The organism is Rhodococcus opacus, assembly GCF_012396235.1.
Taxonomy (GTDB): Bacteria; Actinomycetota; Actinomycetes; order Mycobacteriales; family Mycobacteriaceae; genus Rhodococcus_F; species Rhodococcus_F opacus.
Genome location: NZ_JAAXPA010000009.1, coordinates 135,151 through 150,426, shown reverse-complemented (window position 1 = coordinate 150,426; position 15,276 = coordinate 135,151). Strand labels below are relative to the sequence as shown.

The window sequence follows — 15,276 nt, the reverse complement described above, 5'->3', positions numbered from 1 at the left end:
ACACCAGGGAGTTATCGATGACCGTGTATGCCCGCCCGGGTTCGCCGGACGCCGTCATGTCCTTCCAATCGCGTTACGACAACTGGATCGGCGGCCAGTGGGTTGCGCCCGTCAAGGGCCAGTACTTCGAGAATCCGACACCCGTCACCGGGCAGCCGTTCTGTGAGGTCGCGCGTTCGACGTCCGAGGACATCGAACTTGCGCTCGACGCCGCACACGCTGCGGCTCCGGCCTGGGGTAAGACGTCGGTGGCCGAGCGCGCCATCATCCTGAACAAGATCGCGGACCGCATCGAGGAGAACCTCGAGTCCATCGCGCTCGCCGAGTCCTGGGACAACGGCAAGCCGATCCGCGAGACCCTGAACGCCGACATTCCGTTGGCCATCGACCACTTCCGCTACTTCGCCGGCGCGATCCGGGCGCAGGAAGGCGCACTGTCGGAGATCGACTCCGACACCGTCGCCTACCACTTCCACGAGCCGCTCGGCGTCGTCGGCCAGATCATCCCCTGGAACTTCCCGATTCTCATGGCCGTGTGGAAGCTCGCTCCCGCACTCGCCGCGGGCAACGCGGTCGTTCTCAAGCCGGCCGAGCAGACCCCGGCGTCGATCCTGCACCTGATCTCCGTCATCGGCGACCTGCTGCCCGCCGGTGTGCTGAACATCGTCAACGGCTTCGGTGTGGAGGCGGGCAAGCCGCTCGCCTCGAGCCCGCGGATCCGGAAGATCGCGTTCACCGGTGAGACCACCACGGGTCGGCTCATCATGCAGTACGCGTCGCAGAACCTGATCCCGGTCACCCTCGAACTCGGTGGCAAGAGCCCCAACATCTTCTTCTCCGACGTTCTGTCCTCCAACGACGACTACCAGGACAAGGCGCTCGAGGGCTTCACCATGTTCGCCCTCAACCAGGGCGAGGTGTGCACCTGCCCGTCGCGTTCGCTGATCCAGGAGGACATCTTCGACGAGTTCCTCGCGATGGCGGCCATCCGCACCAAGGCCGTCCGCCAGGGCGACCCGCTCGACACCGACACGATGATCGGCGCGCAGGCCTCGAACGATCAGCTCGAGAAGATCCTGTCGTACATCGAGATCGGCAAGGGCGAAGGCGCCAAGGTCGTCACCGGCGGTGAGCGCGCCGAACTCGGCGGCGATCTGTCCGGCGGCTACTACGTGCAGCCGACGATCTTCACCGGTCAGAACAAGATGCGGATCTTCCAGGAGGAGATCTTCGGTCCCGTCGTCTCCGTCACGTCGTTCAAGGACTACGACCAGGCGATCGAGATCGCCAATGACACGCTGTACGGCCTCGGCGCCGGCGTGTGGTCGCGGGACGGTGGCGTCGCCTACCGGGCCGGACGTGACATCCAGGCCGGCCGCGTGTGGACCAACACGTACCACCAGTACCCCGCGCACGCCGCGTTCGGTGGCTACAAGCAGTCCGGCATCGGCCGCGAGAACCACCTGATGATGCTCGAGCACTACCAGCAGACGAAGAACCTGCTGGTCAGCTACGCCCAGAAGGCTCAGGGCTTCTTCTGATGGACGCAGCCCGGGCGCCTCAGCGCCTGAAGGCAACCGCCGGGGCGGTGGAGCTTCTCCGCCGCCTCGGCGGTACCCACGGGGCGCTGATGATGCATCAGTCCGGCGGGTGCTGCGACGGCTCCGCGCCGATGTGTTACCCCGACGGTGAATTCATCGTCGGCGACCGCGACGTGCTGCTCGGCGTCCTCGACCTGCGTCTCGGTGTCGGGGAGACCCCGTCCACCCGGGCCGAGGGTGCCGATGCCGTGCCCGTGTGGATCTCCGGTTCGCAGTTCGAGGCGTGGAAGCACACTCAGCTGGTGCTCGACGTGGTGCCCGGTCGCGGATCGGGATTCAGCCTGGAAAGTCCCGAAGGCATGCGCTTTCTCAGTCGTGCACGTGCCTTTACCCCGGAGGAGAACGCCAGCCTCGCCGCGGAGGAGGTCATCGTGGGCCAGCAGTGGGAGCAGGGCTGGAGGCCCGCGCCGTCCCCCGAACCGCAAGTGGTCGCCGAAGCCGTCGACGCATGTCCCGTGCCCGCCCGCCGCCCGGTCCCGTAGCACCCGAAGCGCGCTACGACCCAGGTTTTTACGTCGCGGTCACGTTCTGCTGACACGACGTGTACACAACTCGTTCACCATTGGCCTCGGCCGTTCGATTCCGCTCCCCGAGCGGTGCGGGCGAGGCACCATTCGGATCGACGTAGGGGACGGAATGTCACTCGTAGAACCATCCAAGAATTCCGGAACCGGTCAACATCACGATGCTGCCGATTTCCACTCGGAAGACAGCAGCTATCTGGAAAAACGCACGCTCCGCAAGGGTTCGGCGGGCTGGGTGCTGCTCGCCGGCCTCGGTGTCAGCTACGTGATCTCCGGCGACTACGCCGGATGGAACAACGGACTGGCCGAGGGCGGATTCGGCGGCCTGCTGATCGCCGGTGTCGTCATCGCGGGCATGTACCTGGCCATGGTGCTGGGTATGGCCGAGATGTCGTCCGCCCTGCCCGCCGCAGGCGGCGGTTACACGTTCGCGCGGCGCGCACTCGGGCCGTGGGGCGGATTCGCCACCGGCACGGCCATTCTCATCGAATACGCGATCGCGCCCGCCGCCATCGCGACCTTCATCGGCAGCTACGTCGAGTCACTGAACCTGTTCGGTATCACCGACGGGTGGTGGGTGTACCTGGCGGTCTACGCCATCTTCATCGGAATCCATCTGACCGGCGCCGGCGAGGCACTCAAGGCCATGTTCGTCATCACGGCGATCGCACTGGTCGGTCTCGTGATCTTCGCGGTCTCCGCGATCGGTCTGTTCGACGCGGGCAACCTCACCGACATCGCCGCGACCGATGCGGTGGGCGCGTCGAGTTTCCTGCCCTTCGGCGCATTCGGAATCTGGGCGGCCGTCCCGTTCGCCATCTGGTTCTTCCTCGCCGTCGAAGGCGTGCCGCTGGCCGCGGAGGAAGCCCGCGAGCCGGAGAGGAACGTGCCACGCGGAATCATCATCAGCATGCTCATCCTCATCGTCACGGGGGCAACTGTCCTGTTCCTTGCCACCGGAGCGCTGGGTGCCGAGAGCCTGTCGACGTCCGGCAATCCGCTCGTCGAAGCGCTCGGTGACGGAACCGCGGCGAAGGTCGTCAACTACATCGGACTGGCCGGCCTCGTCGCCAGTTTCTTCTCGATCATGTACGCCTACTCGCGGCAGACGTTCGCGCTGTCCCGCGCCGGCTACCTCCCGACGAGTCTGTCGATCACCAATTCGCGGAAGGCGCCCACGCTCGCCCTCATCGTGCCGGGTGTCATCGGGTTCGTGCTGTCGCTCACCGGTGAGGGCGCGATGCTGCTGAACATGGCGGTGTTCGGCGCGGCCGTCAGCTACGTGCTGATGATGGTCAGCCACATCGTCCTCCGCAGGCGTGAACCGGAGATGAAGCGCCCGTACCGCACCCCGGGCGGCATCGTCACCACGTCGTTCGCGCTCGTCATCGCGGCCGCCGCGGTGATCGCCACCTTCCTCGTCGATCCGGTCGCCGCACTCTGGACGCTGATCGCGTTCGCGGCCTTCATGGCGTACTTCGGCCTGTACAGCCGCCATCACCTCGTTGCCAATTCGCCCGACGAGGAGTTTGCTGTTCTTGCGAAGGCAGAGGAAGAACTCGAATGACCACCTACAGTCACGGAGTCGCGGGAACCGGGTACACGTTCGACGGTCTCGTCGACCTGATGGCCAAGGCGACACCGCTGCGCAGCGGAGACGAACTGGCCGGGTGCGCGGCGTCCTCCGACGCCGAACGCGCCGCCGCGCAGTGGGCGCTGGCCGACGTCCCGCTCGGCACGTTTCTGAACGAACTCGTCGTTCCCTACGAGGACGACGAGGTCACGAGGCTCATCATCGACTCGCACGACCGGGTCGCGTTCGGCGAGATCTCCCATCTCACCGTCGGCGGCCTGCGCGACTGGCTGCTGGACGTCGCGGCGCGGGACGGTGCGGCCGAGACGTTCCGCCGCGTCGCCCCGGGGCTCACCCCGGAGATGGTCGCGGCGGTCAGCAAGATCATGCGCAACCAGGACCTCATCGCGGTCGCGCGGGCCGTCACCGTCACCGCGGGGTTCCGGACGACGCTCGGCGTACCGGGACACCTGGGAACCCGGCTGCAGCCGAACCATCCCACCGACGACCCGCGCGGAATCGCGGCCGCCACGCTCGACGGCCTGCTCCTCGGCTGCGGTGACGCCGTCATCGGAATCAACCCGGCCACCGATTCGCCGCACGCCACGGCGGAACTGCTCCACTTGCTCGACGACATCCGTCAGCGCTTCGACATTCCGGCGCAGTCGTGCGTGCTGTCGCACGTGACCACCACGATGGGCCTGATCGAGGAAGGTGTCCCCGTCGACCTCGTGTTCCAGTCCATCGCCGGAACTCAGGGCGCCAATTCCAGTTTCGGCGTGAACATCTCGCTGCTCCGTGAGGCCAACGCGGCCGGCCGGTCCCTGAAACGCGGCACCGTCGGCGACAACGTCATGTATCTCGAAACCGGTCAGGGTTCGGCGCTCAGTGCGGGCGCCCACCTCGGAACGGGTGGCAGGCCCGTCGACCAGCAGACCCTCGAGACCAGGGCGTACGCGGTGGCCCGTGATCTCGAACCGCTGCTCATCAACACGGTGGTCGGGTTCATCGGTCCGGAGTACCTGTACGACGGCAAGCAGATCATCCGGGCCGGGCTCGAGGATCACTTCTGCGGAAAGCTCCTGGGCCTGCCGATGGGTGTCGACGTCTGCTACACCAATCACGCCGAGGCCGACCAGGACGACATGGACACGCTGCTCACCCTGCTCGGGGTGGCAGGCGCGGCCTTCGTCATCGCGGTACCCGGCGCGGACGACGTCATGCTCGGGTACCAGAGTCTGTCGTTCCACGACGCGCTGTACGCACGTCAGGTGCTCGGACTCAGACCGGCACCGGAATTCGAGGACTGGATGCGCCGTCTCGGCATGGTCGACGACGCGGGACGGGTCCTGCCGGTCGACGCCGCGGCGTCGCCGCTGCGGGCGCTGACGGTGGCACGATGAGCGATCCTGTGGTGCACGACTTCTGGGCGGAACTGCGGGCCACGACGCAGGCGCGTATCGGACTCGGCCGCACCGGTGACGCCCTGCCCACGCAGCGCGTCCTCGAGTTCCGGTCGGCGCACGCCGCCGCACGGGACGCCGTCCACCAGCCGCTCGACGCGGAGGCGCTGGCCGAACAGGTCGAGACCGTGGGCCTGGGCAGGCCCGTGGTCGTCACGAGTCAGGCGTCGGACCGCAGCGAGTACCTGCGTCGGCCCGACCTGGGCCGCACACCGGCAGACCTGTCCGCGGTACCCGCGGGAACGGCCGAGGTGGGATTCGTCCTCGCCGACGGGTTGTCGCCCCGGGCGCTCACCGATCACGGGGTCTCCCTGCTGTCCGCTCTGGTCGACGAGTTCGGCGGGACGTATTCGCTGGCGCCACCGGTGATCGCGACCCAGGCCAGGGTGGCGCTCGGAGACCACATCGCGCAGGCGCTGGGCGTGCAGACCCTCGTCCTGCTGATCGGGGAGCGGCCCGGATTGTCGGTGGCCGACAGCGTCGGCGTCTACCTCACGCACCTCCCACGTCCCGGACGCACCGACGCGGACCGGAACTGCGTGTCCAACATCCACCCGCCCGAGGGGCTCGGCTACGAACTCGCAGCCCGCGTCGTGGCGGGTCTCGTGTCCGGCGCCAGGAAACTGGGCCGGTCCGGAGTGGAGTTGAAGGACACCTCCCGCGCGGATGCGCTCGCAGCCCCCTCGGAGATCCTCGAACTGTAGTCGTGTTATCTAAAGGGCGGCAGGTCCGACCGGGCCTGCGGAGAACCGCCCTGGACGGGGTGTGACGAGGAGAGATCTATGGCCTTCGCTGGCAATGTGGACGAGTTGGCCCTGCTGCAGGCGGTCCGGTTGAAAGAGCAGGTCAGCGCGGCCGTTCTGGCCGAGCATCTCGGTGTGAGCGCCGCGTCCGCGCAGGCCGCCTACGACGCGCTGCTGACCCAGGGCAAGGCGCAGGAAGTGTCGGACGGCCGGATCGGGCTCACCGAGGCCGGACACTCGGAGCTCGAGGATCAGCTCGACGCCGAGCGGGTGTCCATCGACGAGGACTCCATCGCGGAGGTGTACGAGAGCTTCGTGCCGTTCCACGAGGAGTTCGTCGGACTGATCGATTCGGCCGACGCCGATCAGCTGGCCGACCTGGACCGCCGGGCGTCGGTCGTGTTCGACGACCTGTCGGCGTTCGTACCCCGGTTGTCCCGCTACCAGGACCTGTTCGCCGACGCTCTCGCGAAAGTCGCGGCGGGGGAGTCGAAGTGGATCTCGGAACCCGTGATCGACTCGTACGCCACCGTGTGGACCGAACTCCGCAAGGAGCTGCTCGGCGCGTCCGGCACCGCCGAGTGACGTGACACGCGTCACCACCCCCCTATCCGGGGGTGGTGACACAGTGAGCCGGATCACTACTTTTCCTCTCATCCGGGATACGCCCACCAGGGTGTTCCCCACGGACCACGGAGGAATCGAGTGACCACAGTCTCCAACTCGGGTGCGGGCGCCCCCCACGCCCCCACACCGGTGCGCCAGGGCGGTACCAGCGTCCGCAAGGTGGCCGTCGCCAGCGGCATCGGCACGACCATCGAGTTCTACGACTTCTTCATCTACGGCACCGCCGCAGCCCTGGTGTTCCCCACGGTGTTCTTTCCCGCGCTCGGCTCCACCGCCGGCACCGTCGCCTCCTTCGCGACCTTCGCCGTCGCGTTCGTCGCCAGGCCCGTGGGTGCCATGCTGTTCGGCCACTACGGTGACCGGATCGGACGTAAGAAGACTCTGATCTCCACGCTCATCCTGATGGGTGTCTCGACGTTCCTGATCGGCCTGCTGCCCGGTGCCGAGACGATCGGGGTCGCGGCCCCGATCCTGCTGGTGCTGCTGCGTTTCGGTCAGGGATTCGCGGTCGGCGGCGAGTGGGCGGGCGCCACGCTGCTGACGGCGGAATACGCACCCCCGGGCAAGCGCGGCCTCTACGCGATGTTCCCGCAACTCGGCCCCGCGGTGGCCTTCATCCTCTCCAGCGCCACGTTCCTCGTCACCGGCACCCTGCTCGGCGACACCAACGAGGTCTTCCTCGAATACGGGTGGCGGATTCCCTTCCTGTTCAGTGCCGTCCTGGTCGGCATCGGCCTCTACATGCGGCTGGCGATCGAGGAGACGCCGGTGTTCCGCGCGGCCCAGCAGGCCGACCGTGCCGACGCGACCCCGCGGACCCTCCCGCTGATGGACGCCTGGCGGTACCAGACCAAGGAGATCCTCCTCTCGGCCGGCGCTCTCGCCACGCTGTTCGCGTTCTTCTACATGGGCACAGCGTTTCTCACCAGCTACGGCACCAAGACCCTCGGGTTCAGCCGCCCGTTCGTGCTGACGGTCGGGATCGCCTCGGCCGTAGTCTTCGGACTCACGATCGTCGTCTCCGCTCTGTACTCGGACCGGATCGGGCGTCGGCGGGTCATCATGATCTCCTGCGGACTGGCCGTCGTGTGGGCGCTCGCGCTGTTCCCGCTGCTCGACACCGGTTCACCTGTGGCGTTCACGATAGGCGTGATGGTCACGCTCGCCATCTTCGGAATCGCCTACGGCCCCTGCGGGGCTCTGCTTCCGGAAATGTTCCAGACGCGCTACCGCTACACCGGCGCCGGCCTCGGCTACAACCTCGCCGGCGTGCTCGGCGGCGCCGTGCCGCCGCTGATCGCCGCACCCCTGGCGTCCGCGTACGGCAGCGCCGCGATCGGCGTCATGCTCGCCGTCCTCGGCGTGGTCAGCCTGCTGTGCACGAAGGCCCTGGTGGAAACGAAAGACGACGCGCTCTGACAGAGCCGGCGAGGGGTGTCCGGACTTCGCACAGATATCGGCGCCCCTCGCCGTGCAGTATGCCCTGGATCACATCAACCAAGAGTAAGTTCGACCGCGGAAGGGCCTCCGGGTCCGCCCGTCCCGTAGGTGCCCGAACGGGCTCCTGGAGAGGAAGAGTGATGACAACCCCGCTTCCCAGCTATACCAACGGCGTGTGGGACGCCCCGATGCTCGGCGACACCATCGGAGACAACTTCGACCGGACGGTGGCAGCCCACGCCGATCGTGACGCCCTGGTCGACCGGCCCTCGGGGCGGCGGTGGACGTACGCGGAGTTGAGGCGGGACGTCGACGCCGTGGCGGTGGGGTTGCTGAAGCGGGGTATCGGGAAGGGCGACCGGGTGGGGATCTGGGCGCCGAACTGCCCGGAGTGGACCCTGATCCAGTTCGCGACGGCCAAGATCGGCGCCGTGCTCGTCAACATCAACCCCGCTTACCGGGCGCACGAGTTGAAGTACGTGCTCGATCAGGCCGGTATCCGTCTGCTGGTGTCGGCGCCCGAGTTCAAGTCCTCCGACTACGCGGGCATGATCGAGGAGGTCCGGCCGCAGTGCCCCGACCTCGAGAGGGTGGTGCTCCTCGGCAGTGCCGAGTGGAGCAAGCTGGCGTCGGACGGCATGGCTGCGCACGCCGCCGACCCGTCCCTGCTGCCCGCCGCGCAGGCGGCCCTGTCCTCGGACGACCCGATTAATATCCAATATACCTCGGGGACAACCGGATTCCCCAAGGGTGCGACGCTCAGCCATCACAACATCCTGAACAACGGATACTTCGTCGGCGAGCTGTGCCACTACACGGAGAACGACCGCGTCTGCATCCCGGTGCCGTTCTACCACTGCTTCGGTATGGTCATGGGCAACCTGGCATGCACGAGTCACGGCGCGACCATGGTCATTCCGGGGCCCTCCTTCGACCCGAAAGCCACGCTGCAGGCCGTCGAAGCGGAGAAGTGCACGTCGCTGTACGGGGTGCCGACGATGTTCATCGCCGAACTCGCCGAACCGGACTTCGCATCGTTCGACCTGTCGAGCCTGCGGACCGGAATCATGGCCGGATCACCCTGCCCGGTGGAGGTGATGAAGCAGGTCATCGAACAGATGGGGATGGCCGAGGTCTCCATCTGTTACGGCATGACCGAGACGTCCCCGGTGTCGCTGCAGACCCGGTCGGACGACACGATCGATCAGCGCGTGTCGACGGTCGGCCGCGTCGGTCCGCATCTCGAGGTCAAGATCGTCGATCCGGCAACAGGATTGACCGTTCCGCGGGGCACACCGGGTGAACTCTGTACCCGGGGCTACTCGGTGATGCTCGGGTACTGGAACAACCCGGAGAAGACCGCGGAAGCAATCGACGCCGGACGGTGGATGCACACCGGCGACATCGGTGTGATGGATTCCGACGGCTACGTCGCGATCACCGGGCGGATCAAGGACATGGTCATCCGCGGCGGCGAGAACGTCTATCCCCGCGAGATCGAGGAGTTCCTGTACACGCATCCGGACATCCTCGATGCCCAGGTCATCGGGGTGCCGGACGCGAAGTACGGCGAGGAACTGATGGTGTGGGTGCGGATGAAGGACGGTGCCGAACCCCTGGACGCGGCGAAGGTACGCGAATTCTGCACCGGCAAGCTCGCCCACTACAAGATCCCGAAGTACGTGCACGTCGTCGACGAGTTCCCGATGACCGTGACGGGCAAGGTGCGCAAGGTCGAGATGCGCGAGCAGTCCCTCGACCTGATCGGGCGCACCTGACCCGCCTCGTCACCTGGTCCGCAGCAACGTCGCGACGGGGGTGAGCGCGAGAATCTCGTTCAGTCCCTACAGCGCGCGTTCCGGTTCGGGCGTCGACACGGGGCGGCTCTTCACCCCAGCGCCCCGGCGATCGCGTCGAGCCCGGCGGCCGCACACGCCTGATCCCGCATTCCGTCGGGAGCGCCGCCGACGCCGATACCCGCGATCGACCCGCCGGCCGACTTCACGCTCACCCCGCCGGCGAGGAACAACGTGCCGGGAAGGTCGGCGACCGTCGCGCCGTCGCCTTTGGCCCGTTCGCTCAGATCACTGGTGTTCGCGCCGAACGCGGCAGCGGTGTACGCCTTCTGGCGGGCCGCCTCCACGGTGTGCTGAGCCGCGTTGTCCCCGCGCAACATGGCCTGCACGTTGCCGGCGCGATCGACCGCCGACACGGTGACGAAGCCGAGCCCGTCGGCCTGGCACTTCGCGAGCGCCGCCTGCGCGGCGGCCTGCGCAGTGCCGATACCGAGACGGTTCTGGCTCACCACGCCGTCCACACCGTCGATCGGGGCCGGCGCAGCGGCGGCCGCGACCGGAGTGGACGCCGGACTGGCCTCGTCGGACGCGGACGTGCCGCACGCCGAGGTGGCGACGATCGCGGCGAGCGGGACGGTGATCGCCAGAATGCGGGGCAGGCGGTGGAAGGTGCGCATCGGAAGGCCTTTCGGGAAGTGACGAGCTGACCTGACCAGCCTGGCCCGGCGGTGCCGGTGACCGCATCGGGCCGACGGCGCTCCCGAACTCATCCGTCCGGCCCCGGCAGATCATCCGAACGGTTGATCCGCGACCCACGGCAGATCCGTAGGATCAATCGACGTGACGACACCTGTGGACGGAGTGGACAGGTCGGACGGCGCGGGTCTGCGCGGCCCGCTCGCTACCGCCATCCATGTGTCGTTCTACGTCCTCCTCGCGACGTCGACGGCGCGATATCTGACCTACCACGGAGTGAGCGGGCAGTTCGTCGTAGTGGTCGCGTTGATTGCCGCGCTCGCCGCGTTGTACACGGTCACCGCCGTGGTCGCACGGCGGGAAGGCGTATGGGAACCGTGGGTGTGGCCGGTCCTGACGACGTGGGCGGTGCTCGTCTGGCTCGCGCCGAGTTTCGCCTGGTGCGCGTTTCCCATGTTCTTCCTGTGCACGAGGGCGTACCCGAGCCGGATCGCGTACCCGGTCGTCGGGGTTCTCGCCGTGCTCACGTCGCTGGCGTTCTTCACCTTCTCCGGCCGCAGCGAGTGGGCGGTGCTGGTCGGACCGCTGTGTACCGGAGCGCTGATCGTCATGGCGTACAGCCAGATCGAGCGGGACGGCCGGGAACGGGTGCGACTGCTCCGCCAGGTGGCGGAGACCCGGTCCCGGCTCGCGGAGACCGAGCGGGAGGCGGGAATGCTCGCCGAACGCGAACGACTGGCCCGCGAGATCCACGACACCGTGACACAGGGACTGACCAGCAGCCTGCTTCGGCTCGAGGCGGCCGAGCAGATCTGGGCACAGGCAGATCCGCGGACGGAGGCGCGGGCACGCGAGGACGTCCGCGTGGCGACCGGAACTTTGCGCGAGAACCTGGCGGAAACGCGCAGTCTCGTGCACCATCTCGCGGCGCCCAACCTTGAATCCCAGCCGCTCGACGCGGCACTGCTCGCTGCCGCGCGTACCCACCACCCGAGGGCGGAGCTCCGGATCGTGGGTACTCCGATCGCGATTCCGGCGGAGGTGACGCACGCGCTGCTGCGGATCACCCAGAGCGCCGTGTCCAATATTGCCCGGCACGCGCACGCCGAGACCGTGGGTGTCACGTTGACGTATCTTCCGGACGCCGTCGTGCTCGACATCTTCGACGACGGCGCCGGTTTCGAACCCGCGCCCGCCGGAACTCTTTCGGCGCGCGGCGGATACGGCCTGCGCGCGATGCGCGGTCGCGTCGAGCAACTGGGCGGCACGTTCACCGTCGAGAGCGCACCGGGCGAGGGCACCGTGGTGGCCGCTCAGATACCGTGCGCGCGAGGAACCGCGGCATGACGACCGTGACCGTGCTGCTGGTCGACGACCACGTGGTCGTGCGCGCCGGACTGCGAGCGCTACTCGACTCGCAGCCGGACATCGAGGTGATCGCCGAGGCGGGCACGGGGGAGGAGGCGGTCGACGCCGTGAGCACATTCGGCCGCAGCTCGTGACGATGGATCTCGCCCTCGGCACCGGTATCGACGGGGTGGAGGCCATTCGCCGCATCCGGCAGGTCGATCGGAACCTGCCGGTGCTGGTGTTCACGACGTACGACACGGATGCCGACGTGGTGCGCGCCATCGATGCCGGTGCCATCGGATACCTCCTGAAGGATTCGACGCCCCAGGAGATCTTCGCGGCCGTGCGCGGCGCGGCCGCCGGCCAGAGTGTGCTGTCGCCGCCCGTCGCCTCGCGACTACTGCAGCAGATGCAGCGCCCCGAGGAGGCTCTCACACCGCGGGAGGCCGAACTGCTGACTCTGCTGGCCAAGGGCATGACCAACAAGGAGCTCGGCAAAGCCCTCTTCATCAGCGAGGCGACGGTCAAGACCCATCTCGCCCACATCTACGCGAAGCTCGGTGTCGACACCCGGGCCGCAGCGGTGTCCGTAGCCCTGCGACGGCAGGGCATTCGCTGAACCGAGGGGGTTCACAGCGGTACGCCGCATGAACCTTTTGGCAACGATTTGCCGAAGCCCTGTCGAACGGGTGTCCAGGTGGTTATGTTCGAGATGAGCGGTGACCTTCCGCTCGCACCATGAATTGCGTGTTGAGAGGACAAGGGCCATGGTCGGCAACATCATCGGCACCATCATCTTCGGTGCGGTCATCGGCGTTCTGGCGCGTCTCGTGATTCCGGGAAAGCAGGCGATGGGGTGGGTCATCACCGTCGTGCTCGGCATCATCGGCGCGCTGATCGGGTACTGGGTGTGGGAGGGGCTCCTCGACAAGGGAGACACCGGCGGCATCGACTGGATCCGGTGGGTCATCAGCATCGCCGTGGCGGCCGTGCTGACCCTCGGATACACCTCGATGACGAGCAAGAACAGGGTGTAGACGGCACATCGCACCGTCACGAGGAGGGCCCCGTCCGGTCAGGGCGGGGCCCTTCTGCGGCTTCGCCGCCCGTGAGTACTTGTTAACCGCGGGCGGTTAACAAGTACTCACGGGCGCAGGCAGAGAAGCGTCATGTCGCGCAGCACTTTCCGGGTGCGCGAGGGGGTGGTGGGATCGGCGCTGTGCGGGGTCGAGTTGATGAGCCCGAACGTGGCGTGCGCCTTGGTGCGGGCGTCCGTCTCGTCCAGTGACGTGTCCACTTGCAGAAGCACCTTCACCCAGATCTCCACGTAGCGCCGCTGCGTCTGCCGGACCTCCCGGCGGGCCTCGGCGGGCAGGCTCTCCAGGTCTCGGTCCTGGATGCGAATGAGGTCGGGTTCCCCGAGCGCGAAGTCCAGGTGGAAGTCGATCAGACCCTCCAGGGCCGCTTCCGGGGAGGCGGCCTCCGCGACGACGAGCGACCCGCCCTCGAGCAGTCGCGTGCTGATCCCGACGAGCAGTTCGACGAGCACGGCGTCCTTGTTGGGGAAGTGCCGGTACACGGCGGGGCCGCTGATTCCCGCTGCGGAACCGAGGTCCTCGAGGCGGACGCCGAGGAAGCCCCGTTCGGCGATGAGGCGGGCGGCGGCCTCGAGCAGTTGGCGGCGACGATCCGCCTTCATCTGCTCCCGGCGCGTGATCGGCGCTTCGGCGCCGTCGACGTCTGTGGTCATCGCCTTGCTCTTTCTCGGATGTGGTCTGGACAACTCAGTTAATCACAGTTATCTTAGATTCAGTTATCGAGTATTAACTCACTCGGCACGCGCGTCAAGACGAGAAGGCGGCAGGATGGCACTGAGCGGAACCACTGCACGGGAGGGCTACCGGGCAGAGCACACGAAATTGGTGGACGAGCTGAAGTCGAGGCTGGCCGTGGCCGCGCTCGGCGGCAGCGAGAAGTCGCGCGAGCGGCACGTCGGCCGAGGCAAGCTCCTGCCCCGCGACCGAGTGGACACCCTGCTCGACCCCGGCAGCCCGTTCCTCGAGATCTCCCCGCTCGCGGCGAACGGCCTGTACGACGACGAGTGCCCCGGAGCGGGCGTCATCGCCGGCATCGGCCGGGTGTCCGGCCGGGAATGCGTGATCGTCGCCAACGACGCGACCGTCAAGGGCGGCACCTACTACCCGATGACGGTGAAGAAGCACCTGCGGGCGCAGGAGATCGCGCTGCAGAACCAGCTGCCGTGCATCTACCTCGTCGACTCCGGCGGCGCGTTCCTGCCGAGGCAGGACGAGGTGTTCCCGGACCGCGAGCACTTCGGCCGCATCTTCTACAACCAGGCCACGATGAGCGCGCAGGGCATCCCGCAGATCGCGGCGGTCCTCGGCTCCTGCACCGCCGGCGGCGCCTACGTGCCCGCGATGAGCGACGAGGCCGTCATCGTCCGCAACCAGGGCACCATCTTCCTGGGCGGTCCGCCGCTGGTGAAGGCTGCCACCGGTGAGGTCGTGACAGCGGAGGAACTCGGCGGCGGCGACCTGCACTCGAAGGTCTCCGGCGTCACCGACCACCTCGCGGAGGACGACCAGGACGCGCTGCGGATCGTGCGGAACATCGTCGCGACCCTCGGCCCGCGTGCCGAGCGGCCGTGGGACGTGATCAGCGCCGTCCCCGCGTCGGCGCCGCAGACCGACCTCTACGACGTGGTCCCCACCGACCCGCGCACCCCGTACGACGTCCACGAGGTCATCGACCGGATCGTGGATGGCGCCGAGTTCCAGGAGTTCAAGGCGGAGTACGGCAAGACCCTGGTCACCGGTTTCGCGCACATCGAGGGCCACCCGGTCGGCATCGTCGCCAACAACGGCGTGCTGTTCGCCGAGTCCGCGATGAAGGGCGCGCATTTCATCGAACTGTGCGACAAGCGCAAGATTCCGCTGGTGTTCCTGCAGAACATCGCCGGTTTCATGGTCGGTCGCGACTACGAGGCGGGCGGCATCGCCAAGCACGGCGCCAAGATGGTGACCGCGGTGGCGTGCGCCCGGGTTCCCAAGCTGACCGTCGTGATCGGCGGCTCCTACGGTGCGGGCAACTACTCGATGTGCGGGCGGGCGTACTCGCCGCGGTTCCTGTGGATGTGGCCGAACGCCCGGATCTCCGTGATGGGCGGAGAGCAGGCGGCGTCGGTGCTGTCGACGGTGCGCAGCGAGCAACTCGACAGCGCGGGCAACCCGTGGTCGGCAGAGGACGAAGAAGCGTTCAAGGCGCCGATCCGCGAGCAGTACGAGGCGCAGGGCAATCCGTACTACTCGACGGCCAGGCTGTGGGACGACGGCATCATCGACCCCGCCGATACCAGAACTGTTCTCGGACTGGCGCTCTCGGTGTGTGCGAACGCACCGGTCGAGCCGGTCTCCTACGGCGTTTTCCGGATGTGAGTGGAATG

Annotated in this window: 13 protein-coding genes and 1 pseudogene; 12 read left to right on the top strand and 2 right to left on the bottom strand. The window is 67.5% G+C overall.

Features of this window, described 5'->3' with window-relative positions; genetic code table 11:
- The first annotated feature begins 17 nt into the window (after window positions 1-17).
- The 8 genes from adh (at window position 18) to HGB39_RS14585 (ending at window position 9,749) form a co-directional block, all read left to right on the top strand.
- Window positions 18-1,541 carry an aldehyde dehydrogenase gene (adh, locus tag HGB39_RS14620; protein WP_005253809.1) on the top strand — a complete coding sequence of 508 codons (1,524 nt, stop codon included), beginning with the start codon at window positions 18-20 and terminating at the stop codon, window positions 1,539-1,541.
- On the top strand, window positions 1,541-2,083 hold the full coding sequence (locus tag HGB39_RS14615; RefSeq protein WP_005572049.1) for a DUF779 domain-containing protein: 543 nt from the start codon (window positions 1,541-1,543) through the stop codon (window positions 2,081-2,083). The genes adh and HGB39_RS14615 overlap by 1 nt, the downstream gene beginning before the upstream one ends.
- 154 nt (window positions 2,084-2,237) lie before the next feature.
- The gene (eat, locus tag HGB39_RS14610) at window positions 2,238-3,692 is read left to right on the top strand and encodes an ethanolamine permease (RefSeq protein WP_064080479.1); all 1,455 of its coding nucleotides are present in this window, start codon (window positions 2,238-2,240) and stop codon (window positions 3,690-3,692) included.
- The gene (locus HGB39_RS14605; RefSeq protein ID WP_005253813.1) at window positions 3,689-5,101 is read left to right on the top strand and encodes an ethanolamine ammonia-lyase subunit EutB; all 1,413 of its coding nucleotides are present in this window, start codon (window positions 3,689-3,691) and stop codon (window positions 5,099-5,101) included. Before eat ends, HGB39_RS14605 begins: the two co-directional genes overlap by 4 nt.
- Entirely contained in the window at window positions 5,098-5,865 is a 768-nt protein-coding gene (gene eutC / locus HGB39_RS14600; RefSeq protein WP_005253814.1) for an ethanolamine ammonia-lyase subunit EutC, read from the top strand. The genes HGB39_RS14605 and eutC overlap by 4 nt, the downstream gene beginning before the upstream one ends.
- Window positions 5,866-5,943: 78 nt before the next feature.
- On the top strand, window positions 5,944-6,489 hold the full coding sequence (locus HGB39_RS14595; protein ID WP_005253815.1) for a hypothetical protein: 546 nt from the start codon (window positions 5,944-5,946) through the stop codon (window positions 6,487-6,489).
- A 120-nt stretch (window positions 6,490-6,609) separates the two neighbouring features.
- On the top strand, window positions 6,610-7,950 hold the full coding sequence (locus HGB39_RS14590; RefSeq protein WP_005253816.1) for an MFS transporter: 1,341 nt from the start codon (window positions 6,610-6,612) through the stop codon (window positions 7,948-7,950).
- 161 nt (window positions 7,951-8,111) lie between these two features.
- A complete protein-coding gene (locus HGB39_RS14585; RefSeq protein ID WP_005253817.1) occupies window positions 8,112-9,749 on the top strand; it encodes an AMP-binding protein in 1,638 nt (545 codons plus the stop codon).
- 110 nt (window positions 9,750-9,859) lie between these two features.
- Here the strand turns inward: HGB39_RS14585 and HGB39_RS14580 are convergent, their stop codons facing one another.
- Entirely contained in the window at window positions 9,860-10,444 is a 585-nt protein-coding gene (locus tag HGB39_RS14580; RefSeq protein ID WP_064080478.1) for a GlcG/HbpS family heme-binding protein, read from the bottom strand.
- 163 nt (window positions 10,445-10,607) lie between these two features.
- Here HGB39_RS14580 and HGB39_RS14575 point away from each other — a divergent pair, with 163 nt between their 5' ends.
- From HGB39_RS14575 to HGB39_RS14565, 3 genes and pseudogenes are all read left to right on the top strand, one after another.
- On the top strand, window positions 10,608-11,810 hold the full coding sequence (locus HGB39_RS14575; protein WP_043794277.1) for a sensor histidine kinase: 1,203 nt from the start codon (window positions 10,608-10,610) through the stop codon (window positions 11,808-11,810).
- Window positions 11,807-12,432, top strand: a pseudogene (locus HGB39_RS14570) (response regulator). The gene HGB39_RS14575 and the pseudogene HGB39_RS14570 overlap by 4 nt, the downstream one beginning before the upstream one ends.
- Window positions 12,433-12,580: 148 nt before the next feature.
- Entirely contained in the window at window positions 12,581-12,850 is a 270-nt protein-coding gene (locus tag HGB39_RS14565) for a GlsB/YeaQ/YmgE family stress response membrane protein (protein ID WP_005575191.1), read from the top strand.
- A 107-nt stretch (window positions 12,851-12,957) separates the two neighbouring features.
- On the opposite strand, the gene HGB39_RS14560 is transcribed toward HGB39_RS14565, so the two are convergent.
- Window positions 12,958-13,563 (bottom strand): SACE_7040 family transcriptional regulator, encoded by a 606-nt coding sequence (locus tag HGB39_RS14560; RefSeq protein WP_005253821.1) that lies wholly within the window; start codon window positions 13,561-13,563, stop codon window positions 12,958-12,960.
- A 115-nt stretch (window positions 13,564-13,678) separates the two neighbouring features.
- On the opposite strand from HGB39_RS14560, the gene HGB39_RS14555 reads away from it, so the two are divergent.
- On the top strand, window positions 13,679-15,268 hold the full coding sequence (locus tag HGB39_RS14555; protein WP_005575193.1) for a carboxyl transferase domain-containing protein: 1,590 nt from the start codon (window positions 13,679-13,681) through the stop codon (window positions 15,266-15,268).
- The last annotated feature ends 8 nt before the right edge of the window (window positions 15,269-15,276 follow it).

What these genes read in the sequence shown, in the direction of transcription:
- adh (WP_005253809.1), top strand. Translation starts at nt 18, where the DNA reads ATGACCGTGTATGCCCGCCCGGGTTCGCCGGACGCCGTCATGTCCTTC.
- HGB39_RS14615 (WP_005572049.1), top strand. Translation starts at nt 1,541, where the DNA reads ATGGACGCAGCCCGGGCGCCTCAGCGCCTGAAGGCAACCGCCGGGGCG.
- eat (WP_064080479.1), top strand. Translation starts at nt 2,238, where the DNA reads ATGTCACTCGTAGAACCATCCAAGAATTCCGGAACCGGTCAACATCAC.
- HGB39_RS14605 (WP_005253813.1), top strand. Translation starts at nt 3,689, where the DNA reads ATGACCACCTACAGTCACGGAGTCGCGGGAACCGGGTACACGTTCGAC.
- eutC (WP_005253814.1), top strand. Translation starts at nt 5,098, where the DNA reads ATGAGCGATCCTGTGGTGCACGACTTCTGGGCGGAACTGCGGGCCACG.
- HGB39_RS14595 (WP_005253815.1), top strand. Translation starts at nt 5,944, where the DNA reads ATGGCCTTCGCTGGCAATGTGGACGAGTTGGCCCTGCTGCAGGCGGTC.
- HGB39_RS14585 (WP_005253817.1), top strand. Translation starts at nt 8,112, where the DNA reads ATGACAACCCCGCTTCCCAGCTATACCAACGGCGTGTGGGACGCCCCG.
- HGB39_RS14580 (WP_064080478.1), bottom strand. Translation starts at nt 10,444, where the DNA reads ATGCGCACCTTCCACCGCCTGCCCCGCATTCTGGCGATCACCGTCCCG.
- HGB39_RS14565 (WP_005575191.1), top strand. Translation starts at nt 12,581, where the DNA reads ATGGTCGGCAACATCATCGGCACCATCATCTTCGGTGCGGTCATCGGC.
- HGB39_RS14560 (WP_005253821.1), bottom strand. Translation starts at nt 13,563, where the DNA reads ATGACCACAGACGTCGACGGCGCCGAAGCGCCGATCACGCGCCGGGAG.
- HGB39_RS14555 (WP_005575193.1), top strand. Translation starts at nt 13,679, where the DNA reads ATGGCACTGAGCGGAACCACTGCACGGGAGGGCTACCGGGCAGAGCAC.